Below are 25,537 nucleotides of genomic sequence, written 5' to 3'. Positions count from 1 at the left end.
ATCAAGGCATCAGCGTTTGCTGATTTCGTCGAACACACCGCCGGTGGCGAAGTGTACCTTCTGTGCCTGAGTCCAGCCGCCGAAGGTATCATCCACCGTGAACAGCTTCAGTTTCGGGAATTGCTCGGCAAACTTGGCCGCCACAGCCGCGTCACGCGGACGGTAGTAGTTTTTCGCCGCGATGGTTTGTCCTTCCGGCGTATACAGATATTTCAGGTAAGCCGTCGCCACATCACGGGTACCGCGCTTATCAACCACTTTATCCACCACCGAGACGGTCGGCTCCGCCAAAATCGATTCGCTTGGGGTGATAATTTCAAACTTGTCTTTACCCAGCTCTTTCTCCGCCAGCAAAGCTTCGTTTTCCCAGGCGATCAGCACATCCCCGATGCCACGTTCTACGAAAGTATTGGTTGAACCGCGTGCGCCGGAATCCAGCACTTCGACGTTCTTATACAGGTTTTTAACGAACTCCTGCGCTTTGGCCTGATCGTTATTGTTCTGGTGTAGTGCGTAACCCCAGGCCGCCAGATAGTTCCAGCGTGCGCCCCCGGAAGTTTTCGGGTTCGGGGTGATCACCGAGACGCCCGGCTTAATCAGGTCTGGCCAGTCGTGAATTTGTTTTGGGTTGCCTTTACGCACCAGAAATACAATGGTCGAGGTATAAGGTGCCGAGTTGTCCGGCAGGCGTTTGATCCAATCTTTATCGATGCGTCCGCGTTCGGCAATGGCATCCACGTCATAGGCTAGCGCCAGCGTGACCACATCGGCTTCAATGCCGTTAATCACCGAGGTCGCCTGCTTGCCGGAGCCACCATGTGACTGACGTACCGTCACTTTATCGCCGGTCTGCTGCTGCCAATATTTACCGAATGCGGTGTTATATTCCTGATAGAACTCGCGTGTCGGGTCGTACGAAACGTTCAGCAGTTGGATATCTTTCGCCATGGCGCCGGACGCCAGCAGCATTATTGTCAGACCTACACCCCATTTACGCATACGCATCGACTCGCTCTCCCAGGAAAATTAATCACAACCTCAATCGGTTGATTTAGCATCAGAGCCTGCCAGAAACTTTCCCGCCAATTAAAGAATAAAAAATGTTGGGCTAGACGATTCTGGAATATAACTACCACGGGCATAAAAAAAGCCTCCGCGTGCGGAGGCTTCTCGAGCTGAATTAATGCGGGATCAGTACAGCTTTTTCGCTGTATCCAGCCAGTCGCCCTTGAACGGACGCTTCATGTTTTCGATCGCATCGATGATGTCGTGGTGCACCATCTTCTCGTTCTGGATACCGACGCAACGACCGCCGTAGCCCTGCAGTAGCAACTCAATCGCGTAAGCGCCCATGCGGGAAGCCAGAATACGGTCATAAGCTACCGGCGAGCCGCCGCGCTGAATGTGGCCCAGCACGGTCGCGCGGGTTTCACGCTTGGTTTCTTGTTCGATATGGCGAGCCAACTCATCGATATCGCAGATGTGTTCGGTGATCGCCACAATCGCGTGTTTTTTGCCTTTGGCAATACCGGCCTTGATTTCGCAGACCAGGTCTTCGCGGTTGAACTCGGTTTCAGGCAATACGATAAATTCACAACCGCCGGCAATCGCCGCCGCCAGCGTCAGATCGCCACAGTAGCGTCCCATCACTTCAACGATGGAAATACGCTGATGAGAAGATGAGGTATCGCGCAGACGGTCAATAGCTTCCACGACGGTTTCTAGCGCGGTGAAGAAGCCGATGGTGTAGTCGGTACCGGCCACATCGTTATCGATGGTGCCTGGCAGGCCGATACAAGGGAAACCTTCTTCCGTCAGGCGTTTGGCCCCCATATAGGAACCGTCGCCGCCGATCACCACCAGCGCATCAATACCGCGGTTTTTCAGATTCTCAATTGCCTTGGCGCGTACGCTGTCGTCTCTGAACTCAGGGAAGCGGGCTGAACCGAGGAAAGTGCCGCCGCGATTGATCATATCGGACACGCTATAGCGGTCCAATTGTTCCATGCGATCTTCGTACAAGCCAAGGTAGCCATCGTAAATACCAAAAACTTCCAGACCTTCCGAAAGTGCAGCACGCACAACGCCGCGGATAGCAGCGTTCATACCCGGCGAATCACCGCCACTCGTCAGTACACCGATTTTCTTGATCATGACTACCTCTGAACTGTAGATGCAATTTCTTAAGAATTCTGTATTCGCCGATTGTCTTGAAACCTCTCCGGCTGCAGAAAACCAGCTTTACGGCTTTATTGCTGGATATTATAGCAAAAACACCCAGCTGAATTGATTCAAGTCACGCAATATTGCGGTAAAAAAGCGTCATGGCACGCGGAGCTAATGCCATTATCTATCCGCTGTGCGAGTTCCCGTTGTCCTGCATTAATTATAGCTCCCAACGCCCCTGTCGGCCCGCGGGCACTACAGAACAAGGATCCTGATGGATAAGAACATCAGCCCCCGGGAAACGGTGCAACAGCGCCTGTTCCACCTGTTCAGCCAGAATATGCGCCTGCATCAGCGGTAACGCATCGTCCATCTCCAGATGCAGCTGAATAAAACGCGTCGGACCGGACTGGCGAGTGCGTAGATCGTGCGCGCCTTTGACCCCAGGCCATGAGGAGATCACGTCGATAATCGCCTGGCGCTCGTTGTCCGGCAATGCCCGGTCCAGCAGCGATTGCACGGCTTCATAACCCATTCGCAGCGCGCTATAAAGAATGTAGACGCCTATTCCCAGTGCAAACAGCGCATCTGCCCGGTGAAAACCGTACCAGCTTAGCGCAAGCGCTATAAGAATAGCACCATTCATCATGACATCTGACTGATAATGCAGCATATCTGCTCGGACGGCCTGACTGCGAGTTTTTCTTACCACCCAACGCTGATAGGTGACCAACAGCAGGGTGCTGACCAACGCCACTATCGTCACGGCAATACCGATGCCAGGGTCACGCAAGGTTTCCGGTGAGTACAGATGCTGAAAACCGGTGAGAAACAAAAATAGCGCCGAGCCAGAAATGAACATGCTTTGTGCCAGCGCCGCCAACGATTCGGCCTTGCCGTGCCCGAAGGTATGTTCCTCATCGGCCGGCTGCAGCGAGTAACGTACCACCAGCAGGTTGGTCAGCGACGCGGCAATATCTACCAGCGAATCCACCAGCGCGGCCAACAGGCTCACCGAACCGGTGCGGTACCAGGCGACAATTTTGATCAGTAACAGCGTTGAGGCCAAAACGGTGGCCGCTAACGCGGCGGATTTAACCAAACGCGCATATTGCGGTTCCATAACCCATCCCGGTTAAACGTTCAGAGGGCCAGTATAACGGAATGGTGAGCAAAAAAGCCCTTCAGATAACCGCCGCCAACGCAGTACATATCGCGAAGGGATGTCGCCATATCGATGCAAACAATCCGTGCGACCGGCGCTAAACGTCGTCATGGTCCATACTCTGTGGTTTAACCTTGCAGAGTTGCCTGGCGGGCTATCAAGCTGTAATTGATGGATAAAAAAAACCCCGCCATCATGGCGGGGGAAGACAGGGATGGTGTCTATGGCAAGGAAAAAACAGGGGACTACTCAGTCGTACTTAACTTCTGGGCAGAAGTTTGCTGCAAACCAGAAATCTGTTGCTCCATCTGCTGCATGCGCTGCTGATGTTTCTGGTCTAAAACGCTTTTTTGCTGTGGCGTCAGCAGGTTATACATTTGGTTGCGTACCCGGGCCATTTCGACCTGACGCTTAACCTGCTGCTGGGCCATCTGTTCCGCCTGGGCATACACGGCGGCTTCATCAAATTTGTCTGCGGTCACCAGCTTATGCATGGCTTCCATTTCAGCTACATTGACACCTGGCAGATCGTGGCGCGCCTGGCGCATTAAATCGCGCATTTGCTGGCGCTGTTGTTCAGTCAGGCTGACACCGTCAAACATGTGGTGTTGGCCAGGTGTTCTGGTGGTCGCATCGTTTCCGGGAGTCGGTGCAGTTTCCGATGTAGTGTCGGCAGCGAACGCAGCGGTAGAACCTATTGCCAGCATTGATGCCATAACTAATGCGGTCACCTTACGCATTTCAAATCCTCGTGCTTTCTCACTTTGCGAATCAACGAGGAGCAGTGTACTGCTGCACCTGCAAACATGCGTCAGTGCATGTAAAACTACGTAAAGTCATGGAATGCCAACAGTTGATGACGTATTTTGCGTCAGGAGGTAAAACATAATGAATAAAATTCTGTTAGTTGACGACGACCGCGAGCTGACCTCGCTGTTAAAAGAACTGCTTGAAATGGAAGGCTTTACCATCGTGGTTGCTTACGATGGCGAACAGGCGTTGTCGCTACTGGACAGCTCCATCGATCTGCTACTGCTCGATATCATGATGCCGAAGAAAAACGGTATCGATACGTTGAAAGAGCTGCGTCAGCATCACCAGACGCCGGTCATCATGCTGACCGCTCGCGGCAGTGAACTTGACCGCGTTTTGGGCCTGGAACTGGGCGCCGATGACTACCTGCCAAAACCCTTTAACGATCGCGAACTGGTGGCACGTATCCGCGCAATTCTGCGCCGTTCCAACTGGAGCGAACAACAGCAGAATGTCGATACCGGCGCACCAACGCTGGACGTAGACGGCCTGCAGCTCAACCCGGGTCGCCAGGAAGCCAGCTTCGACGGCCAAACGCTGGATCTCACCGGCACCGAATTTACCCTGCTGTACCTGCTGGCGCAGCACCTTGGTCAAGTGGTGTCACGCGAACTGCTGAGCCAGGAAGTACTGGGTAAACGACTGACGCCTTTTGATCGCGCTATCGATATGCACATCTCCAACCTGCGACGTAAGCTGCCGAACCGCAAAGACGGTCATCCGTGGTTCAAAACGCTGCGTGGTCGGGGTTACTTAATGGTATCTGCAACATGATCAACAGTTTGACGGCACGCATCTTCGCCATTTTCTGGTTCACATTGGCCCTGGTGCTGATGTTGGTGTTGATGGTGCCCAAGTTAGACTCCCGCCAAATGACCTCGCTGCTGGACAGCGAACAGCGGCAGGGGCTGATGCTGGAACAACACGTCGAGGCCGAGTTGCAAAACGATCCGGCCAACGATCTGATGTGGTGGCGACGCTTATTCCGCGCCATTGAAAAATGGGCCCCGCCAGGGCAGCGCCTGCTACTGGTCACCAGCGAAGGCCGGGTGATTGGCAACATGCAGCGCAACGAAATGCAGTTGGTGCGCAATTTTATCGGCCAATCCGATAACGCCGATCATCCGAAGAAGAAGAAATATGGCCGTGTCGAACTGGTCGGCCCTTTCTCGGTGCGGGATGGTGAAGACAACTACCAGCTGTACCTGATCCGCCCTGCCAACAGCCCACAATCCGATTTTATCAACCTGATGTTCGACCGGCCGCTGCTGCTGCTGATCGTCACTATGCTGATCAGCGCCCCCTTGCTGCTATGGCTGGCCTGGAGCCTGGCAAAACCGGCGCGCAAGCTGAAGAATGCGGCGGACGATGTCGCACGTGGCAACCTGAAACAGCATCCTGAGCTGGAGGCCGGGCCACAAGAGTTCCTGGCGACCGGCGCCAGTTTTAACCAAATGGTCAGCGCGTTGGAACGCATGATGACCGCTCAGCAACGGCTGATCTCCGATATTTCGCATGAGTTGCGCACGCCGCTAACCCGTTTGCAGCTGGCCACGGCATTAATGCGCCGTCGCCACGGCGAAGGGCACGAGCTGGCACGTATCGAAACCGAAGCACAGCGCCTGGACTCGATGATTAACGATTTACTGGTGTTGTCGCGTGGGCAACAGAAAAGTGAGTTGGTGCGTGAGCGCTTGCTGGCCAACGAACTGTGGGCCGATGTGCTGGACGACGCCAGCTTCGAAGCCGAACAAATGGGCAAACAGCTGGAGATCACCTCCCCTCCCGGCCCGTGGACCCTGTACGGTAACGCCGGTGCGCTGGATAGCGCGCTGGAAAATATCGTGCGTAATGCCCTGCGTTATTCGAACACCCATATTGCCGTGGCGTTCAGCGCAGACAACCAAGGCATCACCATTGTGGTCGACGACGACGGTCCCGGTGTCAGCGCGGAAGATCGCGAGCAAATATTCCGACCGTTCTATCGAACCGATGAAGCACGCGATCGCGCATCCGGCGGGACAGGTCTGGGCCTGGCCATCGTAGAGGCGGCAGTTAACCAGCACCGTGGCTGGGTGAAAGCGGAAGACAGTCCGCTCGGCGGCCTGCGTCTGGTGCTGTGGTTACCGCTCCACCAACGCTGATAGCCTAAGACAGGCCGGTAAGATTTTGCTATTCTGCGCCCCTCGTCATGAGGGGCTTTTTACATGCTGAACATCGTTTTATTCGAACCTGAAATTCCACCCAATACCGGCAATATCATCCGTCTGTGCGCCAATACCGGTTTTCAACTGCATCTGATAGAGCCAATGGGCTTCCCGTGGGACGATAAACGCCTTCGCCGCGCCGGGCTGGACTACCATGAATTCGCCAGTATCCGACGTCATGCCGACTACGCCGCCTTTATCGCCAGCGAAAATCCGCAGCGTCTGTTTGCCCTGACCACCAAAGGCACCCCGGCACACAGCGCAGTCAGCTACCAGGCCGGCGACTACCTGTTGTTCGGACCGGAAACTCGCGGTCTGCCCGCCGAGATCCTTGACGCCTTGCCGGCACAACAGAAAATCCGCATCCCAATGCAGGCACAAAGCCGCAGCATGAACCTGTCCAATGCTGTCGCGGTAGTCGTGTACGAAGCCTGGCGGCAGTTGGACTACGCGGGCGCGCTGATTAAGTCTTAATCAATGACAACCGTTCCTGCGGAGACGATAATACTGAAAGGTTGCCTCTCCGGGGACATCGCATGGCTTTGGCTAAGAGCATTACTGAGCAGCTACGCAGGCTCGAGCGCGCGCTGAATCAGGCGCTGCTGCGTTTGCAGGACACCTCAGACGTTGAGGCCTTGCACGACGTACGCATCAACCTGCAGCGTATCAGAAGTCTGCTGCGACCATTGCGCGGTATCCCCGGCGTAACTGGCCTCAGCAGCGCTGCTGCCGACTTGGGAAAAATCACTACGCCGATACGCGATCTGGAAGTGCTGATCGCCGAACTGGAACAACACCCGTTGGCATGGCAGGCCAATACGCGCAAAACCGAGCTGTACCGCCGTAAACTCGCGCTGATGTCACAACCGTTGCTGACCCACTTTCCCACTCTGCTACATACCTGGCCAAAAACCTTCCACCGAACTCAACCCCGACACATCAAACGTCGTGTTGCCCTCCGCCTGCGCCTCCAGGTAAAACAGCTACGCCTGGCATTGGCCGACATACATTACGATCGGCACCAACTGCGCCTGCTGGTTAAGCGTCTGCGTTATGTTGCCGAAGCCTATTCTCAACTCTCCCTCATCACGCCTGAAACCGTCGCCAGCCTGAAAACGGCACAAAGCGCACTCGGAGATTGGCACGATCGTTTTGTCTGGTGCCAGCAGGCCGAAAACCAGCAAGATCTCTGGCCGCTGTTGCCGCAGTGGCAAATGGCGCTGGAGACGACGCGGGAGCAAGCAGAAAAGGCACTGCTTTCACTTTCGCGAACGCTGAGTGCCTAAAACCAGCGGCGTATCACGATACTGTCAAAAGAATGCAGAAACAGGGCACGGCGAGCGCCGAAAACATTCACTGCCCCGGAGGATAATAAGCTATGTTTTGTAAGGGTAATCGACATTCATCATAGGAAATCGTATGAAAAAACAACGTTTGGGCGTTGCCATGGCGGTTTTGGCAGCGGGCCTGTTACTGGCGGGCTGTTCGTCCAAAGTAACCAAAACGGATCAGTACTCGGGATTCCTGTCTGACTACAGCAAATTGCAGGAAACCACATCACCAAGCGGCCACAAAACGCTGCGCTGGATCGACCCAAGCTACAAAGAGTCCAACTACCGCGGCCTGTATTTTGAGCCAGTAGTCTATTTCCCTGCTGAAAAACCGACGACGCGCGTTAGCCAAGATACGCTGAATAAAATAAAGGCTTACGCTTCTCAGCGGATTAAAACCGCGCTTCAAGATCGCTTTACCGTACTCAATAGTCCGGCCGGGTCACGCGTGCTGGTGGCTAAACTCGCCATCACGGCAGTGTCTGCAGAAAACGAAGATATGAAATTCTATGAGGTGGTACCGGTCGCGGCTGTGGTTGCCAGCACCATGGCGGCCAGCGGTCACAGAACCCAAAACACCACGCTGTATATCGAAGGTGAATTGATCGATCAGGACACCGGCAAAACGGTGCTGGAAGTCGCTCGTAAAGCCTATGGTAAAACCGTCAGCAACGACAGCTCACCGGTAACAGCGGAAGACGTCAAAGCCGCGATCGACGACATGGTTAAAGACATCACCAACTTCCCTAAACAGGGTTAACCCTGCGAAGAAACAAATCAGGGGAGCCAAAGCTCCCCCGATTTTATTCGTCAACTCACCGGATTAAATCCCGTCACCGTATTCAAAGCCGTGATTGGTACCGTTGAAGTACTGGTCCATATCCATCGACGGCGTATCGCTTTCTGGCCGGCCGACGAGGCGTGCAGGCACGCCCGCGGCGGTCGTATGCGCAGGTACAGACTGCAGCACCACCGAGCCAGCACCGATTTTAGCGCCTTTACCCACTTCGATATTGCCGAGAATTTTAGCCCCAGCGCCAATCATTACGCCCTCACGGATCTTCGGATGGCGATCGCCGCTGGTCTTTCCGGTACCACCAAGGGTAACCGACTGCAGAATAGACACGTTATTTTCTACTACGGCAGTTTCACCGATCACGATACCAGTAGCGTGGTCAAGCATAATGCCGCAGCCAATCGTGGCCGCCGGGTGGATGTCCACGCCGAAAGCGACCGAAATCTGATTCTGCAGATATATCGCCAATGCCTGCCGCCCCTGCAGCCACAGCCAGTGGCCGATACGGTAGGCCTGCAGCGCATGAAAACCTTTCAGGTACAGCAGCGGCGTTGAATATTTATCTACCGCCGGGTCTCGCAGGCGCACGGCCAGGATGTCACGGGCGGCCGAAGCGATCATTTGCTGGTCGGCTAAGTAGGCGTCTTCCACCACTTCACGCACCGCAATGGCCGGCATAATGGGATTTGCCAGCTTGTTTGCCAGAATATAGCTGAGCGCACCGCCCAGGTTATCGTGCTTGAGCAACGTCGCATGATAAAAGCTAGCCAGCATCGGTTCACACTCAGCCAGCTCTCTCGCCTCTGATTTAATGCTATTCCAGACCTGCTCTAACTCTTCTGACGACATCAGGTTCCTCTCCGCCTTGCAAAACAGGCTGCCTCATCGCATAGCAATCAGGCAGCCCAATTCAGTTGCCGGGGTCAGCATGCCGCCCCGCATTCTATTTTATAGGTCAAGCGTTGTGTTTTTCGTCTTTTCTGGTCCGCCCCAACAGGCTTAGCGCGGCCTCGCGGGCATCTTTATGGCAGTACAGCACCTGGTAAATCTGTTCGGTAATCGGCATTTCAACGCCGTGCCGCTGCGCCAACGCCAATACCTCTTTGGTATTGCGATAGCCTTCGACCACCTGACCTATACTGTCCTGCGCTTCCTGCACGCCTTTTCCCTGCCCCAGCATAATACCGAAGCGGCGGTTGCGCGATTGGTTATCGGTGCAGGTTAACACCAGATCGCCCAGCCCGGCCATGCCCATGAAGGTCGAGGGATCGGCACCCAGCGCAGAGCCAAGGCGTGTCATTTCCGTCAAGCCGCGGGTAATCAATGCGGTACGGGCATTGGCACCAAACCCGATACCGTCTGACATCCCAGCGCCAATGGCAATCACGTTTTTCACCGCCCCGCCCAACTGCACGCCGATAAAATCGGGGTTGCTGTAGACGCGGAAACTTTTTCCGCAGTGCAGCAACTGCTGCAAGTCATCGGCGAACTGCGCATCGGTAGAGGCCAACGCAATGGCGGTAGGCAGCCCGGCAGCCAGCTCTTTGGCGAACGTCGGTCCGGAGACCACCGCCAGCGGAATGGCTTCGCCCAGTGCTTCGCGCGCCACGTCCTGCAACAGCCGACCGGTTTCTGCCTCCAGCCCTTTGGTCGCCCAAACGATACGGGCATCCGACCGCAAGTGCGGTTTCAACTGGCGTAGCACATCACCGAATACATGGCTTGGCACCACCACAAGCACGTCGCGGCTAGCCGCCAGCGCACGGGCCAAATCGGCTTCAAGCAACAGCGTATCGGGGAAGGTGACGTCGGGAAGAAAGGCCTGATTGCAGCGATCGTGCTGCATTTTTTGAATCTGCTCGGGGTTATGGCCCCAGAGCACCACGGAGTGGCCGTTACGCGCCAGCGTAATAGCTAATGCGGTGCCGTACGAGCCGGCACCGATCACTGTCATTGAAGCATTGACGCTGTTCATCAGGCATCCTGATGTGGTGCGGCACCTTCGCCTTCCGCCTGCTGCTGCAGATAGTTCATGAACAGCGCGTCAAAGTTAACCGGTGCCAGGTTCAGCTGCGGGAATGTACCGCGAGAAACCAGGCTGGTGATGCACTCACGCGCATACGGGAACAGAATGTTCGGGCAGTATGCGCCCAGGCAATGCGCCAGCTGCGTGCCGTCGATGCCCGCTACGGAGAAGATGCCCGCCTGCTGCACTTCACACAGGAACGCAGTTTCTTCGCCCAGAGACGCCGTCACGGTTACGCGCAGTACAACCTCATACACTTCGTCAGCCAACTGGCTGGAAGCGGTATCTAGATCCAGTTTAACTTCTGGCTGCCATTCCTGCTGGAAAACCTGCGGCGCTTTTGGCGCTTCGAAGGAGATATCCTTGGTGTAAATGCGCTGAATCTGGAAAGCCATCTCTGTGCTGTTTTGTTCTGACATGTGTGTAATACCCTTGGTTAAACGTCCTTATTGACACTCAGTAACCGGTAGCGGCCCGCTTAAAGCAGCGGATCCAGACCACCACGAGCATCGAGTTCATATAAATCATCGCAGCCGCCGATATGTTGGCCATCGATGAAAATCTGAGGCACGGTGGTGCGCCCACTGCGCGCAATCATCGCTTCGCGTTTTTCATTATCGCCATCGATGGCGATTTCGTTAAACGCGGCGCCCTTGCTGTTCAGCAGCGCTTTAGCGCGATGGCAGAACGGGCAGGTCGCTTTGGTGTAGATATCAATGTTAGCCATGGATTACCACCTCAACTACGTTAAACAATTACTTACCGCGCACTAACGGCAGGTTTTCCCCGCTCCAGCCGGCAATCCCGTCCTTCAGCGTAGTGACGTTTTCAAAGCCCGCCTTGTGCAGGTTTTCTGCCGGCTCACGTGAAGTCGTGCCGTTGGCACACACCACGATGATTGGCTGAGCCTTGTGTTTTTCCAGCTCGCCCAGGCTGCCGCTTTTGATTTCGCTGGCGGTCAGGTTAATGGCGTTGGCCAGGTGGCCTCTGCGGAAATCATCACGGCTGCGGGTATCCACCACAACGGCATCTTCTTTATTAATCAGTCGGGTGGCTTCACCACGGGTGATCTCTTTCACCTTGGAGAAACTGCTCTTGAAGGTCATGACGATCACCGCAACCAGCAGGGCGATCCAGGCCAGGCTCAGTATGGGATGCTTGCTAACGAATTGCATAATTTCTTGCAGCATGGGGTGTAACAACTCCCGTCAGTTTAAGGAAAAAATAACTCAAGGTTCCAGAGTATACCTGCCGAGTGCAGCAAATACAGCCAATAAGCAAGTGCTAGTGCAGAAACTGCGGGCTACGCTGAGAAATTCTCTGCGCCACAGCCTAAAAGCCGCCCTTGTTGACCGCAACTTTGATCTCTCTGGGCTCTTTTTAACCGTCGGCGTTGTAAAATCGGCCGGTTTTTAGGGTGAATAGCCATCGCTCCGGCATCGGGCAGATGGCTATTCACAACTTAAAATTCATAATGAGGTTAATGCAATGTCGAGCAACAAAAAACCGATGGTACTGGTGATCCTGGACGGCTACGGCCACCGTGAGGAGCAACAGGACAACGCCATTGTGAACGCCAAAACGCCGGTGATGGATCGCCTGTGGCAACAACAGCCGCATACTCTTATCGCCGCATCCGGGCTGGATGTTGGCCTGCCTGACGGTCAGATGGGCAACTCGGAAGTCGGCCACGTCAACCTGGGGGCCGGGCGCATCGTTTATCAGGATCTGACCCGGTTGGATAAAGAAATCAAAGAAGGCGATTTCTTCGCTAACCCAACGCTGACGGCGGCGGTCGATAAGGCCGTGCAGGCCGGCAAAGCAGTGCATATCATGGGGTTGCTGTCGCCGGGCGGCGTGCACAGCCACGAAGACCATATTCTGGCCATGATTGAACTGGCCGCGCAACGCGGTGCAAAAGCCGTTTATCTGCATGCCTTCCTCGACGGTCGCGATACCCCGCCACGCAGTGCTGAACCCTCCTTGCAACGCTTTAGCGATGCCTTTGCCAGCCTCGGCTGCGGGCGTATCGCATCGCTGATCGGCCGTTACTACGCCATGGACCGCGACAACCGCTGGGATCGCGTTCAACTGGCTTATGATTTACTGACCCAGGCCAAGGGCGACTTTGTCGCCGACAACGCCGTTGCTGCCCTGCAGGCCGCTTACCAGCGCGGCGAGAACGACGAGTTCGTCAAGCCGACCGTTCTCCAGACTGCCGGGGAGGCCACGGCCGAACTGCACGACGGTGACGCACTGATTTTCATGAACTTCCGCGCCGATCGCGCACGCCAGATCGTTCGTGCCTTCGTAAATGCGGATTTCGACGGTTTCCCACGCGCCAAAGTCATCAACTTTGGTGATTTCGTGATGCTGACCGAATACGCGGCCGACATCAAAGTTCCCTGCGCCTATCCGCCGGCATCGTTGAACAACACCTTCGGCGAATGGTTAATGAAGCACGACAAAACCCAGCTGCGCATTTCGGAAACCGAAAAATACGCCCACGTCACCTTCTTCTATAATGGCGGCGTTGAAGAGCCGTTTGCCGGGGAAGAACGTGTGCTGATCAACTCACCGAAGGTCGCGACCTACGATCTGCAGCCAGAAATGAGCGCCGCCGAACTGACCGACAAACTGCTAACCGCCATTAACAGCGGCAAGTACGACGCCATCATCTGCAATTATCCAAATGGCGATATGGTGGGTCATACCGGGGTTTACGACGCGGCAGTGAAAGCGGTGGAAACGCTGGACGGCTGCATCGCCCAGGTCGTCGAAGCGGTGAAAGCCGTCGACGGGCAACTGCTGATCACCGCCGACCACGGTAATGCCGAGCAAATGCGCGATCCGGCGACCGGTCAGGCGCACACCGCCCACACCAGCCTTCCGGTACCGCTGATTTACATCGGCAAGCCTGCCCGCGCAGTCAACGGCGGCAAGCTTTCGGACATCGCGCCGACCATGCTGACGCTGATGGGAATGGAAATCCCGCAAGAGATGACTGGTAAGCCGCTGTTCATCGTGGAATAATCCTTCCCTATGAGGGAAAAGGCGTTTTTTGCACTATCAAGGGTAACCCGAAGCGCAACCCCAGGCAGCCAGCCGCTGCCTGAACGCACCGCGCCAAGGAAGTTAACCACCCTGTGCGCCAGCGTATTTTACGCTGGCGTCTTGTTGTTGCCGTTAGCCAGCCAGGCGGCGGAAGACAATAAATCCCAGCTCAAAGACATCCAGCAAAGCATCGCCGAGAAAGAAAAGGCGGTTAAGCAGCAGCAGCAACAGCGCAGCTCATTGCAGGATCAGCTTAAGCAGCAAGAAAAAACCATCGCGCAGGCCAGCCGCCTGCTGCGTGACACCCAAAGCACATTGAGCCAACTGGGGAAAGATATCTCCGGCCTGAATGCCTCAATCGCCAAGCTGCAAAAGCAGCAATCCACCCAGCAGGAAATCCTCGCCAAACAGCTCGATGCCGCCTTCCGCCAGGGCCAGCACAGCGCCGTGCAATTGATCCTCAGCGGTGAAGAGAGCCAGCGTAGCGAGCGTATTTTGGCTTACTTCGGCTACCTGAACGACGCGCGTCAGCAAACCATTGAAGAACTGAAGCAAACCCGCGCCGAGCTGGCAAAGCAAAAAACCACGCTGGTGGCCAAGCAGGGCCAACAGAAATCGCTGCTAGGCGAACAACAAACGCAGCAGCAGAAACTGGAGCAGGCACGCGGTGCACGTAAGAAAACGCTGACCGCGCTGGAAGCCTCGCTGGAAAAAGATCAGCAGCGTCTGGTGGAACTGCGCCAGAACGAAACCCGCATGCGCGACAAGATTGCCCGTGCCGAACGAGAAGCCCGTGCCCGAGCGGAACGCGAAGCGCGTGAGGCCGCCAAGGTTCGCGAGCAGGTTCGCGTCAAAGAACAGCAGGCGAAGAAAACCGGCACCAGCTATAAGCCAAGCGAAGCCGACCGTTCACTGATGGCCCGTACCGGCGGCCTTGGCAGACCGGGTGGGCAGGCAATATGGCCGGTCCGCGGCCGCACGTTGCATGGTTTCGGTGAACAGCTGCAAGGTGAACTACGCTGGAAAGGCATGGTGATCTCCGCCGCCGAAGGCAGCGAAGTGAAAGCTATCGCCGACGGTCGCGTGCTACTGGCCGACTGGCTGCAGGGCTATGGCCTGGTTGTCGTCATCGAACACGGTAAGGGTGACATGAGCCTGTACGGCTACAACCAAAGTGCACTGGTTAACGTCGGGGCACAGGTGCGCGCCGGCCAACCGATAGCCTTGGTGGGTACCAGCGGAGGCCAGGGAACGCCATCGCTCTATTTCGAAATTCGTCGCCAGGGTCAGGCCGTTAACCCACTACCGTGGTTGGGAAGATAGATTTGCGCTATAACAAAATCCGTACTGCCGTCTTGATTGGCTGTCTGCTGCAGGTCTGCGCCGCACAGGCAGGGAAACTCTCCATCGTCATCGATGATGTGGGCTATCGCCCGCACGAAGAGGGTGCGGTGCTGCAAATGCCGACGGCCATCTCCGTTGCAGTGCTGCCCAATGCCCCCCATGCCCGCTTAATGGCCACCCGCGCCCACAGTCAGGGCCGGGAAGTACTGATCCATATGCCGATGGCGCCGCTCAGTAAGCAACCGCTGGAGCGTGACACGCTGCAGCCTTCCATGAGCAGCGAAGAAATCCAGCGCATTATCCGCAATGCGGTCAATAATGTGCCCTATGCGGTAGGTATGAATAACCACATGGGCAGCGCCATGACCTCCAGCTTGCCCGGTATGCAGAAAGTCATGCAGGCGCTCGACAGCTATCAGCTCTATTTCCTCGACAGCATGACCATCGGCAACAGCCAGGCCACCCGAGCGGCGGCCGGCACCCATGTGAAGGTGATCAAGCGTAAGGTGTTCCTGGACGATACGGCCAGCGAAGCTGATATCCGTCGCCAGTTCAACCGGGCGGTCGAATTGGCACGGCGCAACGGTTCCGCTATTGCCATTGGCCACCCGCGGCCGGCGACGGTGAAAGTGCTGCAGCAAATGCTGCCTACGCTGCCAAGCGACATCGTGTTGGTGAAACCCAGCTCGCTGCTGAACGAACCACAGGGCGGCGGTAGTGGCGGCAGCTATGTTCCACCACCGGTCAAACCGCAGAAACCGCAGCCGAAGAACCCGTTCAATGGCGGGATCAAACAGTGTAAGGTCAAGTTGCCGAAGGAAAAAGTCAACGCGGGCAAGGTCATGAGTGTGATCGGCGAAAGCGTTACCCAGTCGCCGGCCGTGACCTTCATTAAACGTCAGTGGCAACGCTGGACGGACTCAACGCCAGACAAACCTAAAGCATAAAATCAGGGCCGGAATTCCGGCCCTTTTTACTGTTAATCCCAGCTCAAAATCACTTTCCCGGACTGGCCGGAACGCATGGCATCAAAGCCCTGCTGGAATTGGTCGATCGAGAAACGGTGAGTAATGATAGGCGTCAGATCCAAACCAGACTGAATCAGCGCCGCCATCTTATACCAGGTTTCAAACATCTCACGACCGTAAATCCCTTTGATAAACAGCCCTTTGAAGATCACCTGATTCCAGTCGATCGACATATCCGACGGTGGAATACCCAGCATGGCAATACGCCCACCGTGGTTCATCGCATTGAGCAACGAACGAAACGCCGGTGGCGCACCGGACATTTCCAGCCCAACGTCAAACCCTTCGGTCATGCCCAACTCGGCCATCACGTCGTTCAGGTTTTCTTTGCTGACGTTCACCGCACGGGTCACGCCCATTTTACGCGCCAGATCCAAACGGTATTCATTGACGTCGGTAATCACCACATGGCGAGCGCCAACGTGCTTACATACTGCTGCGGCCATGATGCCAATCGGGCCGGCACCGGAAACCAGCACGTCTTCGCCCACTAAATCAAACGACAGCGCGGTGTGCACCGCATTGCCGAACGGGTCGAAGATTGACGCCAGTTCATCGGAGATATTGTCCGGGATCTTGAAGGCATTGAACGCCGGGATCACCAGATACTCAGCAAACGACCCTGGACGGTTCACGCCCACACCGGTGGTGTTGCGACACAGGTGCGTGCGGCCACCCCGGCAGTTGCGGCAATGGCCGCAGGTGATATGGCCTTCGCCTGAAACGCGGTCGCCGACGTTGAACCCTTTGACTTCCTGGCCGATGGCAACCACTTCACCCACGTATTCGTGGCCGACGACCATAGGCACCGGGATGGTTTTCTGCGACCATTCATCCCAGTTATAGATATGAACATCGGTACCGCAGATCGCGGTTTTACGGATTTTAATCATGATGTCGTTATGACCCAGCTCCGGCTGAGGCACATCGGTCATCCAAATCCCTTCTTCCGCTTTCAGTTTTGACAATGCTTTCATGGTTTTACCTTATGCAATAACGCCAAGATCTTTACCGATACGAATGAACGCCGCAACAGCACGCTCAATTTGCTCCGGGGTATGATCGGCAGACATCTGGGTACGGATGCGTGCCTGGCCTTTCGGCACCACCGGATAGAAGAAACCTGTTACATAGATGCCTTCCTTGAGCAACGCATTGGCGAATTCCTGCGCCAGTTTTGCTTCACCCAACATCACCGGGATGATGGCGTGATCGGCCCCGGCCAGCTCAAAGCCCGCCGCGGTCATTTTTTCACGGAACAGGCTCGCATTGGCCCACAGGCGATCGCGCAGTGCATCGCCCTCTTCCAGCAATTCCAATACTTTGATCGACGCTGCAACAATCGCCGGCGCCAGCGAGTTGGAGAACAGATAAGGGCGCGACCGCTGACGCAGCCACTCCACAACCTCTTTCTTCGCCGCGGTATAGCCGCCGGAAGCGCCGCCCAACGCCTTGCCCAAGGTACCGGTAATGATGTCGACGCGCCCCATCACTTCGCAATACTCGTGGGTGCCACGCCCGTTGGTGCCAACGAAACCAACCGCGTGGGAGTCATCCACCATCACCAACGCCTGATATTGGTCCGCCAGATCGCACACGCCTTTCAGGTTGGCGATCACGCCGTCCATGGAGAACACGCCGTCGGTGGCGATCATGATGTGCCGTGCGCCGTCAGCCTTGGCCTGCTTCAGCTGTGCGGCCAATTCAGTCATATCGTTGTTGGCGTAGCGATAGCGCTTCGCCTTGCACAGGCGGACACCGTCGATGATCGAAGCATGGTTCAACGCATCAGAGATAATGGCGTCTTCCGGACCCAGCAGGGTTTCGAACAGACCCCCGTTGGCGTCAAAACAAGAGGAATACAGGATGGCGTCTTCCATCCCGAGGAAATCGGCCAGCTTTTTTTCCAGCTGTTTATGGCTATCCTGGGTGCCACAAATAAAGCGCACCGACGCCATGCCGAAACCGTGGCTGTCCATACCGGCCTTGGCCGCCGCGATCATCGCCGGGTGGTTAGCCAGGCCCAGGTAGTTGTTGGCGCAGAAATTGATCACATGGCTGCCGTCGGCTACGGCGATATCAGCCTGCTGAGCGGTAGTAATAATGCGCTCTTCTTTGAACAATCCCTCGCTACGGGTGGTCTCAAGTTGTTGTTCCAACTGCTGATAAAAAGACGCGGACATTCGGTTATCTCCAGGATTGGGCTGTTTTCAACATATTTTACTGATTTGTAACCAAACTGACGAGAATCAGCGGGAGAGAATATGAAAATTGCAGCAGATATCACGGCAAAGTACTGCAGTGCTCGACATCACGGGATATTCAGAGCCCGTCCGATGTTTGCAGCGGCATGAAATGCTATTATAAGCGGCATTGAGCGTGGGACACCGTGTCCCACCGGGCAGAATAACAGGGGTAACCCAATGATTATCGTCACTGGTGGCGCCGGCATGATCGGCAGCAATATCATTAAAGCGCTGAATGACACAGGGTATCGCGATATCCTGGTGGTAGATAACCTGAAAGATGGCACCAAATTCGCCAACCTGGTCGATCTCGACATCGCCGACTATATCGACAAAGAAGATTTCATCGCCAATATCGTGGCCGGTGACGATCTGGGTGAAATCGACGCGGTTTTCCACGAAGGTGCCTGCTCGTCCACCACCGAGTGGGACGGCAAGTACATGATGGACAACAACTATCAGTACTCTAAAGATCTGCTGCACTACTGCCTGGATCGCGAAATTCCGTTCCTGTACGCCTCTTCTGCAGCCACCTACGGCGGTCGTGAAGAGTTTATCGAAGAGCGCCAGTTTGAAGAGCCGCTGAACGTTTACGGCTACTCGAAATTCCTGTTCGACCAGTACGTGCGTGAAATTCTGCCGGAGGCAGACTCGCAAATCTGCGGCTTCCGTTACTTCAACGTCTACGGCCCGCGCGAAGGCCACAAGGGCGGCATGGCCAGCGTGGCATTCCACCTGAACAGCCAGATCAACCGCGGCGAGAACCCGAAACTGTTCGACGGCAGCCAGAACTTCAAGCGTGATTTCATCTACGTCGGCGACGTAGCGGCAGTGAACCTGTGGTTCTGGAAAAGCGGCGTCTCCGGCATCTTCAACTGCGGCACCGGCCGTGCGGAAACCTTCCAGGCGGTGGCCGACGCGGTAGTCGACTTCCATCAGAAAGGCGCAGTGGAAAACATCCCGTTCCCGGAAAAACTCAAAGGTCGTTATCAGGCGTTTACCCAGGCCGACCTGACCAAGCTGCGCGCCGCCGGCTATGACGCACCGTTCAAAACGGTCGCCGAAGGCGTGAAAGAGTACATGGCCTGGTTGAACCGCACCGCCTAAGCTGAAGGAACAAACGTAGGGTATGAAAATACTGGTTATCGGCCCTTCATGGGTTGGCGATATGATGATGTCGCAAAGTCTCTACCGCACCCTGAAGGCCGAGCACCCGACGGCAGAAATTGATGTGATGGCGCCGGCCTGGTGCCGTCCATTGCTGGCGCGTATGCCGGAGGTCAACCAGGCCCTGTCGATGCCGTTAGGCCACGGCGCGTTGGCACTCGGTGAGCGTCGACGTCTCGGGCATGCCCTGCGCGCTAACGGATACGATCGCGCTTATGTGCTGCCGAACTCCTTCAAATCTGCGCTGGTGCCCTTCTTTGCCCAGGTGCCACGGCGCGTTGGTTGGCGCGGGGAAATGCGCTATGGCCTGCTGAATGATATTCGCGTACTGGACAAGGCCGCCTTCCCGCTGATGGTGCAGCGTTATGTCGCGCTAGCCTATGACAAGCAACGTATTCAACGCGCAGAAGATCTGCCGCAGCCGCTACTGTGGCCGCAACTGCAGGTCAGCGACGAAGAGATTGCCGAAACTACCGCCGCCTTCAACCTGACCGATCATCGGCCGATCATCGGCTTTTGCCCCGGCGCCGAGTTCGGTCCGGCCAAACGCTGGCCGCATTATCACTATGCCGCTCTGGCACAGAAGCTGATCGATCAGGGTTATCAAATCGCCCTGTTCGGTTCCGCCAAGGATAACGAGGCGGGCGAACAGATCCGCGCTGCGCTGGATGACGACGCCCGCGGCTTTTGCATGAACCTGGCTGGGGAAACTCAGCTGGAGCAAGCGGTGATCCTGTTGGCCTCCTGTTCGGCCGTGGTCAGTAACGACTCAGGTTTGATGCACGTTGCGGCGGCGTTGAATAAACCGCTGATAGCCTTGTACGGCCCGAGCAGCCCGGACTTCACGCCGCCGCTGTCCGACAAGGCCAAAGTGATCCGCTTAATTAGCGGTTACCATAAGATACGCAAAGGCGATGCCGATCAGGGTTACCATCAAAGCCTGATCGATATTCAGCCACAGCAGGTGTTGGACGCGCTGACGCCGTTACTTGCCGCCAGCGAGGAATAAGCATGCAGGTGTTGATTGTAAAAACCTCTTCCATGGGAGATGTGCTCCACACGCTACCTGCGCTCACCGACGCCATGCAGGCCATTCCCGGTATTCGCTTTGATTGGGTGGTTGAGGAAAGCTTCAGCCAAATCCCCACCTGGCATCCGGCGGTGGACCGCGTGATCCCAGTGGCGATTCGCCGCTGGCGCAAAAACTGGTTTGGCAGTGAAACTCGCCAGCAACGCTGCGACTTTAAACGCGTGGTGCAGGAGCGAAATTACGACGCGGTGATCGACGCCCAGGGGCTAATCAAAAGCGCCGCGCTGATCACTCGCATCGCCAAAGGTAGCAAACACGGTCAGGACAGCAAAAGCGCCCGTGAGCCCTTCGCCAGCTGGTTCTACAACCACCGCTACGATATCGACAAACAGCAACATGCCGTTGAGCGTACGCGCGAGCTGTTTGCCAAAAGCCTGGGCTATGAAAAACCCGACAGCGTCGGCGATTACGCCATTGCGGCCCGCTTTCTCAGCCATCTGCCGGCCGATGCCGGCCAGTATCTGGTGTTTTTGCATGCTACCACTCGCGATGAGAAACACTGGCCGGAAACACACTGGCGCGATCTGATCGCGTTAACTGAGCCAACCGGTTTGAAGATCAAACTACCGTGGGGCGCAGAGCACGAGCGTCAACGCGCACTGCGTCTGGCGGAAGGTTTCCCGCACGTCGAGGTTTTACCCAAGCTCAGTCTGCAGCAGGTGGCCGAAGTGCTGGCCGGTGCGAAATGCGTGGTCTCGGTTGATACCGGCCTTAGCCACCTGACCGCCGCGCTAGACAGGCCGAATATCACGCTGTTTGGTCCCACCGATCCAGGATTGATCGGTGGTTACGGTCAGAATCAATACGCCTGTCGCCCCACTCATGGCAACAGTATGGCAGACATTACCGCACAAAAAGTTGCTGAGCTCATTTGTGAAAGGATGGCCGTATAATGGGAACATTCTTCAAGCAGATATATCGCTATACTCACACTCGTCCTTTTCGGCATAACGAAAATCTCTGGCCCTACGTAAAAATTAAACGCGCTGCCAGCGGAGAAATCGTCGAACTACGGTACAAAAAGCAACATGTACCGCTAGAACAGTTAGCCGATTTAAAGGGACAATTCGCTGGTGATATCTTGCTAACAGCCACCGGTCCGTCAGTGAAAAATCTTCACTTGGAAAAATTTCCGAGCATGCCAGCAATGGGCGTCAATGGCGCTTATTTTCTGCACGACAGAGTGGATTTTAGATTTTATGTCATTGTCGATATAGGCTTTATAGATCAAAAACCGGAAATCATCAGCGATATTATCGATGATCAACGGCTGACGCTGTTTACCACGGTGCACTGCGTGGCTAAAATCATCGACAGGTTCGGGCTGGAGCGAGTGAAATGCCGCTTTGCTGTGATAGAGGATGCTGCATACAAAATCTATCAACCCAAAATTACCAATGATGAACTCTGGTCAGTCTACCAAGATAATCGTGATGTCATTTTCGCCACTGATCGAAAGGATATTGCCTTCAATCACGATATTCGCAGCGGCATCTTCGACGCTGGAACGGTAGCTTACTGGGCTTTACAGATCCTGACTTTCTTAGGTTTTGAACGGTTGTATATCATTGGGCTGGATATGAATAATTTCCACCAGCCGCGATTTTATGAGTCTGCAGATAATAAATTGCCAACCGAGCTCGAAAACAAGGTTACCGTGCAAGTTATGCCTTCTTTCAGCCATGCCAGCAAATTGATGAAGGCCAAGAATATTATTATAAAAAACCTTTCCATCACCAGTGCCATCAGTAATGATATTTTCGACAAGGTCGACCCGGATGAAACTTTCAAATAACCCTTACTACGTACAAAAATTGTATGTGGTATTTTTTTTCCTTTTTTCATTTTTCAGCGCTATTTTCTATAGCTATACGAAAGTTAATAATTTGTTTCATCTTTCGGCTATTTTTTTCGTCATTACTCTTTATTTTGATAAAGACTTTCGGCTGACTTTCTTCCGTAGCAATGAAATCCGTCGCGGCCTGGGCCTTACTGCTGCAATGCTGCTTTACTTTTCTTTTAGCAACCTGTGGTCAAACGATCCTGCCAATATCGAATCAACCCTGACGCACAGCGTTTACCTGCTAATTTATTTGGCCATGCTGATCTCCATACTTAATGGAATGCAACGTAACTTATTGTTTATATGCATTGTTTTAGGATTAACTAGTCTGTGCCTGTTCTCAATCACTTTTGATTATCACGATATCTTGATCAGCAGACAAGTATCAAAAAGTAATCCAGGCCCAGAAAATGTGATTGATCTGGCAGGGTTAGCCGGAATCGGGGTGATACTAAGCCTGATCATATTCCGCGAAAAAAAGAGCCGGATGATTTTGCTCACCATTCCAATATTTTTAGGCACGATGCTGCTCACTCAAAGCCGTGGACCCGTGCTTTCATTACTGATTGCGATGCTGGTGGTATTACCCTATAAACATTTGAAACTCAAACATGTCGCCTGTTTCTTCATTGCCTTAATAGCCATTGGGATAACAATTTTTTCATCCGAAATTGGGCAATTAGTGTTAGCCCGTTTTGAAGAGATACATGTGCAGAGTTTCTTACGTTTTAGCATCTGGCTTCATACTTTCGACCTGGTAAGCCAAGCACCTTATTTTGGTTATGGCTTCAATTCAGAGCTGGCTTTCACCAATTACTCTGGTGAAAATATAACCACTACACACAGCCTTTATTTGGGATCATTACTGAAGGGTGGTCTAGTCGGATTGGGTATGTTATTCGCGGTTTTGGGCTATAGCTGCATGTTAACACTGCGACGCCGGCGCAACGGCATGCGATTGGAAGCAGCGCTGTTTATTTTCATGCTGCTATTTTATACCTCGCAGGGCATGTTCGTCGTAGGTAACCCATCTGAATCCTGGTATCTATTCTGGTTCCCTTTGGGTGTCATTATGTCCACCAGACTGAAACCTCACCTACCGTAATCAAATAGCGCCATCATTATCAATGATGGCGCTATTCTGTTGTAATTATCTAAACCTTTGACTTTTCACCGAGCAACTTTATTACCTTCTCCATCACCTCTTGACTGGTAATGATGCTTAAGGGTTGATAACGTTGTTCTGCTCCCAGCTGCTGTGTTTCTACCGGGACGTGTATCACCCGATGAAGTTCAGGATTCTGATAGGGCCCCGTTTGTTCTGGATTTGCACTCGCAAACAGGCTGACAGTTCTCGTTTTCAACGCAATAGCCAGATGTAACGGACCGGTATCGCCGGTAACCAGTACGTCCATGTTTTTCATCACCGCCAACAGTTGTGGTAGGGTAGTTTTTCCAATATAGCTGACCACTCGCTCTCGCTCTTCCGCCGTCAACCCCGCCATAAATTCACACTCAATATCTTGTTCTTTCGGCGTTCCAATCAGGGCGATACTGTAATCTGGAGAATGCGCCAGCAGCATTTTTGCCAAGCCGACAAATCTGGCTACTGGCCAACAACGTAGTGATTCAGAAGCCCCCATTTGGAAGCCCACCACAATTTTATTCAGCTGCTTTTGCTGTTGCGGAAAATCTACAGGGATAAACATTTCTCGGTTATCAGTGTCACAACCTAATAACCCCACTAGCTCCAGTTTACGCTGAATCAAATGACCCTTGCCACGAATGCTAATGCCCGTCAGCCACTGGTCCATGCCCGCCAAATCGTTCTTATAGACGTCCTTAAATACGTATTCACAACCCGCGAATATCGCAGTGATGACATCATAAGGCGCTTTAGAGTGCAGAATTATTGCCAATTGCGGTCTTTTTTTCTTCAGCTGGCAGATCACGCTGAGCATATCTTTTGCTTTGTGATCCCAATAAATCACACTACTAAAATAAGGACTAGTTCCTACCAGACCTCTATTCTTGTGACTTGAGACCAGAGTAATCTCCGCAGCGGGATAGCGTTCATGGATAGCGCGAATCGCCGGAGTATTAAACATCAAATCGCCCAGCGCGGTTGTCGAGAAAATAACAATACGCTCAAACTCACGGCTTTTATCAAACGAACGCTTATCTTTAAAATTACTACCAAGTTTTGTATAAAGTCGGAGACAGGCATTCGCCAACTTTAATTTCCATTGCTTCGACATCTCAGTTCACTTTAAGTTGATAATACTCGGCCAGCGTCATACCAACCGTACGCTGCTGCAGCCAGACGAACAGTTGCTCTAGATCACGGTACAACACTTCAATATCCTGCTCGGTCTTAAAGGTTGGGCTGCCCCCCGGCATAAACTCGGAAGAGTGGAGCATAAATTCCACGTAATCATGCCCCTGCGCCAAACAGCGCTCAGCCACAAGCTTCATTTTTTCCAGGTTGCCGCCGCTTGGGCGCAGCCAGTTAACCGACGGCGAACGTTGTTTGCCACGCAGCCGATCGTAACCCTGCTTCAGCGTATTCATCAGCGCAGAATGCTTATATTGAATGCTCATCGGCACTTCCAGCAGAGATGAGGAACCCGCTTTGGCGATATTTTCCGGATCGATAAAATAGGCTTGCGATGGGAAATGGCGATAGTCAGTGCCGCCGTTACCCTGCGGGTTGCCCGGTGAGTACTGCCAGTTAACGCGCGGCGTAACCGAGCAATCCACCTGATAACCATACTCCAGCAGCAAGGCGGCATAGTATTCGTTAAACGCCCAACGCCCGGCGCGATGGCTGAGCATTTTTGTTTGGAAGCTGTCTTCGAGCAGTTTGGTCATGTGATCGACCTTGGCTCGGATTTGCTCGGCCGGGTATTCGATCAGATAAGGTTTGTGTCGCCAGTCATCTTCGGTCAACGGCGTCAGCGGTGGGCTGTTCCAGGCATGCAGATGCATTCCCACTTCGCCGGTGCCGCGGGCAATCACATCGCGAGCGAACTCGACATATTCTGCATCCATCGCCATTTCATAGTTGGTGAGGTACACCGGCTTAAAGCCATATTTCTCACACAACGCCTGAAAGCGCGGCAAAAAGCGCGTGTTATCGGTCGAAATGCGATCGTGGTTTTGCCACAGATTGTCGCCTTCGGTATCAATGGTGATGAGAAATGCCGGTTTGGTCATAAATATCGGGCCTGATATCAACAGAATGCATTATGTTACGCAGGG

General features: G+C 54.2%; 26 protein-coding genes. 13 read left to right on the top strand and 13 right to left on the bottom strand.

All coding sequences use genetic code 11. The annotated features are described in order from the left end of the window. Nucleotides 1-9 precede the first annotated feature (9 nt). The 4 genes from NR114_RS21030 to cpxP all read right to left on the bottom strand — a co-directional run bounded on the left by NR114_RS21030 (nucleotide 10) and on the right by cpxP (nucleotide 4,071). On the bottom strand, nucleotides 10-999 hold the full coding sequence (locus NR114_RS21030) for a sulfate ABC transporter substrate-binding protein (RefSeq protein WP_046375108.1): 990 nt from the start codon (nucleotides 997-999) through the stop codon (nucleotides 10-12). A 192-nt stretch (nucleotides 1,000-1,191) separates the two neighbouring features. Next, complete coding sequence (gene pfkA / locus NR114_RS21025; protein ID WP_020837567.1) at nucleotides 1,192-2,154, bottom strand: 6-phosphofructokinase; 963 nt, start codon at nucleotides 2,152-2,154, stop codon at nucleotides 1,192-1,194. A 232-nt stretch (nucleotides 2,155-2,386) separates the two neighbouring features. Beyond that, nucleotides 2,387-3,289, bottom strand: coding sequence for a CDF family cation-efflux transporter FieF (fieF, locus tag NR114_RS21020; RefSeq protein ID WP_046374885.1), 903 nt, complete (start codon nucleotides 3,287-3,289; stop codon nucleotides 2,387-2,389). Nucleotides 3,290-3,576: 287 nt separating this feature from the next. Further along, nucleotides 3,577-4,071, bottom strand: coding sequence for a cell-envelope stress modulator CpxP (gene cpxP / locus NR114_RS21015; RefSeq protein ID WP_041415106.1), 495 nt, complete (start codon nucleotides 4,069-4,071; stop codon nucleotides 3,577-3,579). Nucleotides 4,072-4,219: 148 nt separating this feature from the next. Here cpxP and cpxR point away from each other — a divergent pair, with 148 nt between their 5' ends. From cpxR to NR114_RS20990, 5 genes are all read left to right on the top strand, one after another. Beyond that, the gene (gene cpxR / locus NR114_RS21010) at nucleotides 4,220-4,918 is read left to right on the top strand and encodes an envelope stress response regulator transcription factor CpxR (protein WP_004953234.1); all 699 of its coding nucleotides are present in this window, start codon (nucleotides 4,220-4,222) and stop codon (nucleotides 4,916-4,918) included. Beyond that, nucleotides 4,915-6,288 carry an envelope stress sensor histidine kinase CpxA gene (gene cpxA, locus NR114_RS21005; protein ID WP_020837572.1) on the top strand — a complete coding sequence of 458 codons (1,374 nt, stop codon included), beginning with the start codon at nucleotides 4,915-4,917 and terminating at the stop codon, nucleotides 6,286-6,288. The genes cpxR and cpxA overlap by 4 nt, the downstream gene beginning before the upstream one ends. A gap of 63 nt (nucleotides 6,289-6,351) precedes the next feature. After that, nucleotides 6,352-6,825, top strand: coding sequence for a tRNA (uridine(34)/cytosine(34)/5-carboxymethylaminomethyluridine(34)-2'-O)-methyltransferase TrmL (gene trmL / locus NR114_RS21000; protein WP_020837573.1), 474 nt, complete (start codon nucleotides 6,352-6,354; stop codon nucleotides 6,823-6,825). A gap of 62 nt (nucleotides 6,826-6,887) precedes the next feature. Beyond that, the gene (locus NR114_RS20995) at nucleotides 6,888-7,637 is read left to right on the top strand and encodes a CHAD domain-containing protein (RefSeq protein WP_256814475.1); all 750 of its coding nucleotides are present in this window, start codon (nucleotides 6,888-6,890) and stop codon (nucleotides 7,635-7,637) included. Nucleotides 7,638-7,770: 133 nt separating this feature from the next. Further along, complete coding sequence (locus tag NR114_RS20990) at nucleotides 7,771-8,442, top strand: DUF3313 domain-containing protein (protein WP_020837576.1); 672 nt, start codon at nucleotides 7,771-7,773, stop codon at nucleotides 8,440-8,442. A gap of 63 nt (nucleotides 8,443-8,505) precedes the next feature. Here NR114_RS20990 and cysE read toward each other — a convergent pair whose 3' ends face one another. From cysE to NR114_RS20965, 5 genes are all read right to left on the bottom strand, one after another. Beyond that, on the bottom strand, nucleotides 8,506-9,327 hold the full coding sequence (cysE, locus tag NR114_RS20985) for a serine O-acetyltransferase (RefSeq protein WP_046374883.1): 822 nt from the start codon (nucleotides 9,325-9,327) through the stop codon (nucleotides 8,506-8,508). Between the two features lie 106 nt (nucleotides 9,328-9,433). Further along, entirely contained in the window at nucleotides 9,434-10,453 is a 1,020-nt protein-coding gene (gpsA, locus tag NR114_RS20980) for an NAD(P)H-dependent glycerol-3-phosphate dehydrogenase (RefSeq protein WP_256814474.1), read from the bottom strand. Further along, on the bottom strand, nucleotides 10,453-10,923 hold the full coding sequence (gene secB, locus NR114_RS20975) for a protein-export chaperone SecB (protein WP_020837579.1): 471 nt from the start codon (nucleotides 10,921-10,923) through the stop codon (nucleotides 10,453-10,455). The genes gpsA and secB overlap by 1 nt, the downstream gene beginning before the upstream one ends. A 59-nt stretch (nucleotides 10,924-10,982) precedes the next feature. After that, a complete protein-coding gene (gene grxC, locus NR114_RS20970) occupies nucleotides 10,983-11,231 on the bottom strand; it encodes a glutaredoxin 3 (protein ID WP_012147490.1) in 249 nt (82 codons plus the stop codon). Nucleotides 11,232-11,259: 28 nt separating this feature from the next. Beyond that, nucleotides 11,260-11,694, bottom strand: coding sequence for a rhodanese-like domain-containing protein (locus NR114_RS20965; RefSeq protein WP_020837580.1), 435 nt, complete (start codon nucleotides 11,692-11,694; stop codon nucleotides 11,260-11,262). Between the two features lie 298 nt (nucleotides 11,695-11,992). Here NR114_RS20965 and gpmM point away from each other — a divergent pair, with 298 nt between their 5' ends. Genes gpmM through NR114_RS20950 form a run of 3 tightly spaced genes read left to right on the top strand, consistent with a single transcriptional unit; the run spans nucleotide 11,993 to nucleotide 15,849 of the window. Beyond that, nucleotides 11,993-13,537, top strand: coding sequence for a 2,3-bisphosphoglycerate-independent phosphoglycerate mutase (gene gpmM, locus NR114_RS20960; protein ID WP_115060817.1), 1,545 nt, complete (start codon nucleotides 11,993-11,995; stop codon nucleotides 13,535-13,537). Between the two features lie 9 nt (nucleotides 13,538-13,546). Further along, the gene (envC, locus tag NR114_RS20955; RefSeq protein ID WP_256814473.1) at nucleotides 13,547-14,881 is read left to right on the top strand and encodes a murein hydrolase activator EnvC; all 1,335 of its coding nucleotides are present in this window, start codon (nucleotides 13,547-13,549) and stop codon (nucleotides 14,879-14,881) included. 2 nt (nucleotides 14,882-14,883) lie between these two features. Next, nucleotides 14,884-15,849 carry a divergent polysaccharide deacetylase family protein gene (locus NR114_RS20950; protein WP_115060818.1) on the top strand — a complete coding sequence of 322 codons (966 nt, stop codon included), beginning with the start codon at nucleotides 14,884-14,886 and terminating at the stop codon, nucleotides 15,847-15,849. Between the two features lie 32 nt (nucleotides 15,850-15,881). On the opposite strand, the gene tdh is transcribed toward NR114_RS20950, so the two are convergent. Together tdh and kbl are read right to left on the bottom strand one after the other, a co-directional pair. Then, nucleotides 15,882-16,907 (bottom strand): L-threonine 3-dehydrogenase, encoded by a 1,026-nt coding sequence (gene tdh, locus NR114_RS20945; protein WP_044554904.1) that lies wholly within the window; start codon nucleotides 16,905-16,907, stop codon nucleotides 15,882-15,884. A gap of 9 nt (nucleotides 16,908-16,916) precedes the next feature. After that, nucleotides 16,917-18,113 carry a glycine C-acetyltransferase gene (gene kbl / locus NR114_RS20940; protein WP_256814472.1) on the bottom strand — a complete coding sequence of 399 codons (1,197 nt, stop codon included), beginning with the start codon at nucleotides 18,111-18,113 and terminating at the stop codon, nucleotides 16,917-16,919. A 240-nt stretch (nucleotides 18,114-18,353) separates the two neighbouring features. Here kbl and rfaD point away from each other — a divergent pair, with 240 nt between their 5' ends. From rfaD to NR114_RS20915, 5 genes are read left to right on the top strand one after another with little or no spacing between them, the layout of a single operon-like run. After that, a complete protein-coding gene (gene rfaD / locus NR114_RS20935) occupies nucleotides 18,354-19,283 on the top strand; it encodes an ADP-glyceromanno-heptose 6-epimerase (RefSeq protein ID WP_128865466.1) in 930 nt (309 codons plus the stop codon). A 22-nt stretch (nucleotides 19,284-19,305) separates the two neighbouring features. After that, entirely contained in the window at nucleotides 19,306-20,352 is a 1,047-nt protein-coding gene (gene rfaF / locus NR114_RS20930) for an ADP-heptose--LPS heptosyltransferase RfaF (RefSeq protein WP_020837591.1), read from the top strand. Between the two features lie 2 nt (nucleotides 20,353-20,354). Continuing rightward, nucleotides 20,355-21,326: a lipopolysaccharide heptosyltransferase RfaC gene (gene rfaC / locus NR114_RS20925; protein ID WP_116691553.1), complete on the top strand. Its 972-nt coding sequence runs from the start codon at nucleotides 20,355-20,357 to the stop codon at nucleotides 21,324-21,326. Then, a complete protein-coding gene (locus tag NR114_RS20920; protein WP_256814471.1) occupies nucleotides 21,326-22,228 on the top strand; it encodes a sugar glycosyltransferase in 903 nt (300 codons plus the stop codon). The genes rfaC and NR114_RS20920 overlap by 1 nt, the downstream gene beginning before the upstream one ends. Then, the gene (locus NR114_RS20915; RefSeq protein ID WP_256814470.1) at nucleotides 22,212-23,381 is read left to right on the top strand and encodes an O-antigen ligase; all 1,170 of its coding nucleotides are present in this window, start codon (nucleotides 22,212-22,214) and stop codon (nucleotides 23,379-23,381) included. The genes NR114_RS20920 and NR114_RS20915 overlap by 17 nt, the downstream gene beginning before the upstream one ends. A 49-nt stretch (nucleotides 23,382-23,430) precedes the next feature. Here NR114_RS20915 and NR114_RS20910 read toward each other — a convergent pair whose 3' ends face one another. Further along, nucleotides 23,431-24,534, bottom strand: coding sequence for a glycosyltransferase family 9 protein (locus tag NR114_RS20910; protein ID WP_116691550.1), 1,104 nt, complete (start codon nucleotides 24,532-24,534; stop codon nucleotides 23,431-23,433). 1 nt (nucleotide 24,535) lies between these two features. After that, nucleotides 24,536-25,492 carry a polysaccharide deacetylase family protein gene (locus NR114_RS20905; RefSeq protein ID WP_116691549.1) on the bottom strand — a complete coding sequence of 319 codons (957 nt, stop codon included), beginning with the start codon at nucleotides 25,490-25,492 and terminating at the stop codon, nucleotides 24,536-24,538. Nucleotides 25,493-25,537 lie beyond the last annotated feature (45 nt).

It is taken from the genome of Serratia sp. Ser99, assembly GCF_024519545.1.
GTDB lineage: Bacteria > Pseudomonadota > Gammaproteobacteria > Enterobacterales > Enterobacteriaceae > Serratia > Serratia liquefaciens.
This window is presented reverse-complemented; position numbering and strand designations above follow the sequence as displayed.

What these genes read in the sequence shown, in the direction of transcription:
- cysE (WP_046374883.1), bottom strand. Translation starts at nt 9,327, where the DNA reads ATGTCGTCAGAAGAGTTAGAGCAGGTCTGGAATAGCATTAAATCAGAG.
- NR114_RS20910 (WP_116691550.1), bottom strand. Translation starts at nt 24,534, where the DNA reads ATGTCGAAGCAATGGAAATTAAAGTTGGCGAATGCCTGTCTCCGACTT.
- rfaC (WP_116691553.1), top strand. Translation starts at nt 20,355, where the DNA reads ATGCAGGTGTTGATTGTAAAAACCTCTTCCATGGGAGATGTGCTCCAC.
- NR114_RS20990 (WP_020837576.1), top strand. Translation starts at nt 7,771, where the DNA reads ATGAAAAAACAACGTTTGGGCGTTGCCATGGCGGTTTTGGCAGCGGGC.
- gpsA (WP_256814474.1), bottom strand. Translation starts at nt 10,453, where the DNA reads ATGAACAGCGTCAATGCTTCAATGACAGTGATCGGTGCCGGCTCGTAC.
- NR114_RS20965 (WP_020837580.1), bottom strand. Translation starts at nt 11,694, where the DNA reads ATGCTGCAAGAAATTATGCAATTCGTTAGCAAGCATCCCATACTGAGC.
- trmL (WP_020837573.1), top strand. Translation starts at nt 6,352, where the DNA reads ATGCTGAACATCGTTTTATTCGAACCTGAAATTCCACCCAATACCGGC.
- cpxP (WP_041415106.1), bottom strand. Translation starts at nt 4,071, where the DNA reads ATGCGTAAGGTGACCGCATTAGTTATGGCATCAATGCTGGCAATAGGT.
- tdh (WP_044554904.1), bottom strand. Translation starts at nt 16,907, where the DNA reads ATGAAAGCATTGTCAAAACTGAAAGCGGAAGAAGGGATTTGGATGACC.
- gpmM (WP_115060817.1), top strand. Translation starts at nt 11,993, where the DNA reads ATGTCGAGCAACAAAAAACCGATGGTACTGGTGATCCTGGACGGCTAC.
- grxC (WP_012147490.1), bottom strand. Translation starts at nt 11,231, where the DNA reads ATGGCTAACATTGATATCTACACCAAAGCGACCTGCCCGTTCTGCCAT.
- kbl (WP_256814472.1), bottom strand. Translation starts at nt 18,113, where the DNA reads ATGTCCGCGTCTTTTTATCAGCAGTTGGAACAACAACTTGAGACCACC.
- cpxR (WP_004953234.1), top strand. Translation starts at nt 4,220, where the DNA reads ATGAATAAAATTCTGTTAGTTGACGACGACCGCGAGCTGACCTCGCTG.
- NR114_RS20920 (WP_256814471.1), top strand. Translation starts at nt 21,326, where the DNA reads ATGGGAACATTCTTCAAGCAGATATATCGCTATACTCACACTCGTCCT.
- rfaF (WP_020837591.1), top strand. Translation starts at nt 19,306, where the DNA reads ATGAAAATACTGGTTATCGGCCCTTCATGGGTTGGCGATATGATGATG.
- fieF (WP_046374885.1), bottom strand. Translation starts at nt 3,289, where the DNA reads ATGGAACCGCAATATGCGCGTTTGGTTAAATCCGCCGCGTTAGCGGCC.
- NR114_RS21030 (WP_046375108.1), bottom strand. Translation starts at nt 999, where the DNA reads ATGCGTAAATGGGGTGTAGGTCTGACAATAATGCTGCTGGCGTCCGGC.
- secB (WP_020837579.1), bottom strand. Translation starts at nt 10,923, where the DNA reads ATGTCAGAACAAAACAGCACAGAGATGGCTTTCCAGATTCAGCGCATT.
- pfkA (WP_020837567.1), bottom strand. Translation starts at nt 2,154, where the DNA reads ATGATCAAGAAAATCGGTGTACTGACGAGTGGCGGTGATTCGCCGGGT.
- envC (WP_256814473.1), top strand. Translation starts at nt 13,547, where the DNA reads ATGAGGGAAAAGGCGTTTTTTGCACTATCAAGGGTAACCCGAAGCGCA.
- cpxA (WP_020837572.1), top strand. Translation starts at nt 4,915, where the DNA reads ATGATCAACAGTTTGACGGCACGCATCTTCGCCATTTTCTGGTTCACA.
- rfaD (WP_128865466.1), top strand. Translation starts at nt 18,354, where the DNA reads ATGATTATCGTCACTGGTGGCGCCGGCATGATCGGCAGCAATATCATT.
- NR114_RS20905 (WP_116691549.1), bottom strand. Translation starts at nt 25,492, where the DNA reads ATGACCAAACCGGCATTTCTCATCACCATTGATACCGAAGGCGACAAT.
- NR114_RS20995 (WP_256814475.1), top strand. Translation starts at nt 6,888, where the DNA reads ATGGCTTTGGCTAAGAGCATTACTGAGCAGCTACGCAGGCTCGAGCGC.
- NR114_RS20915 (WP_256814470.1), top strand. Translation starts at nt 22,212, where the DNA reads ATGAAACTTTCAAATAACCCTTACTACGTACAAAAATTGTATGTGGTA.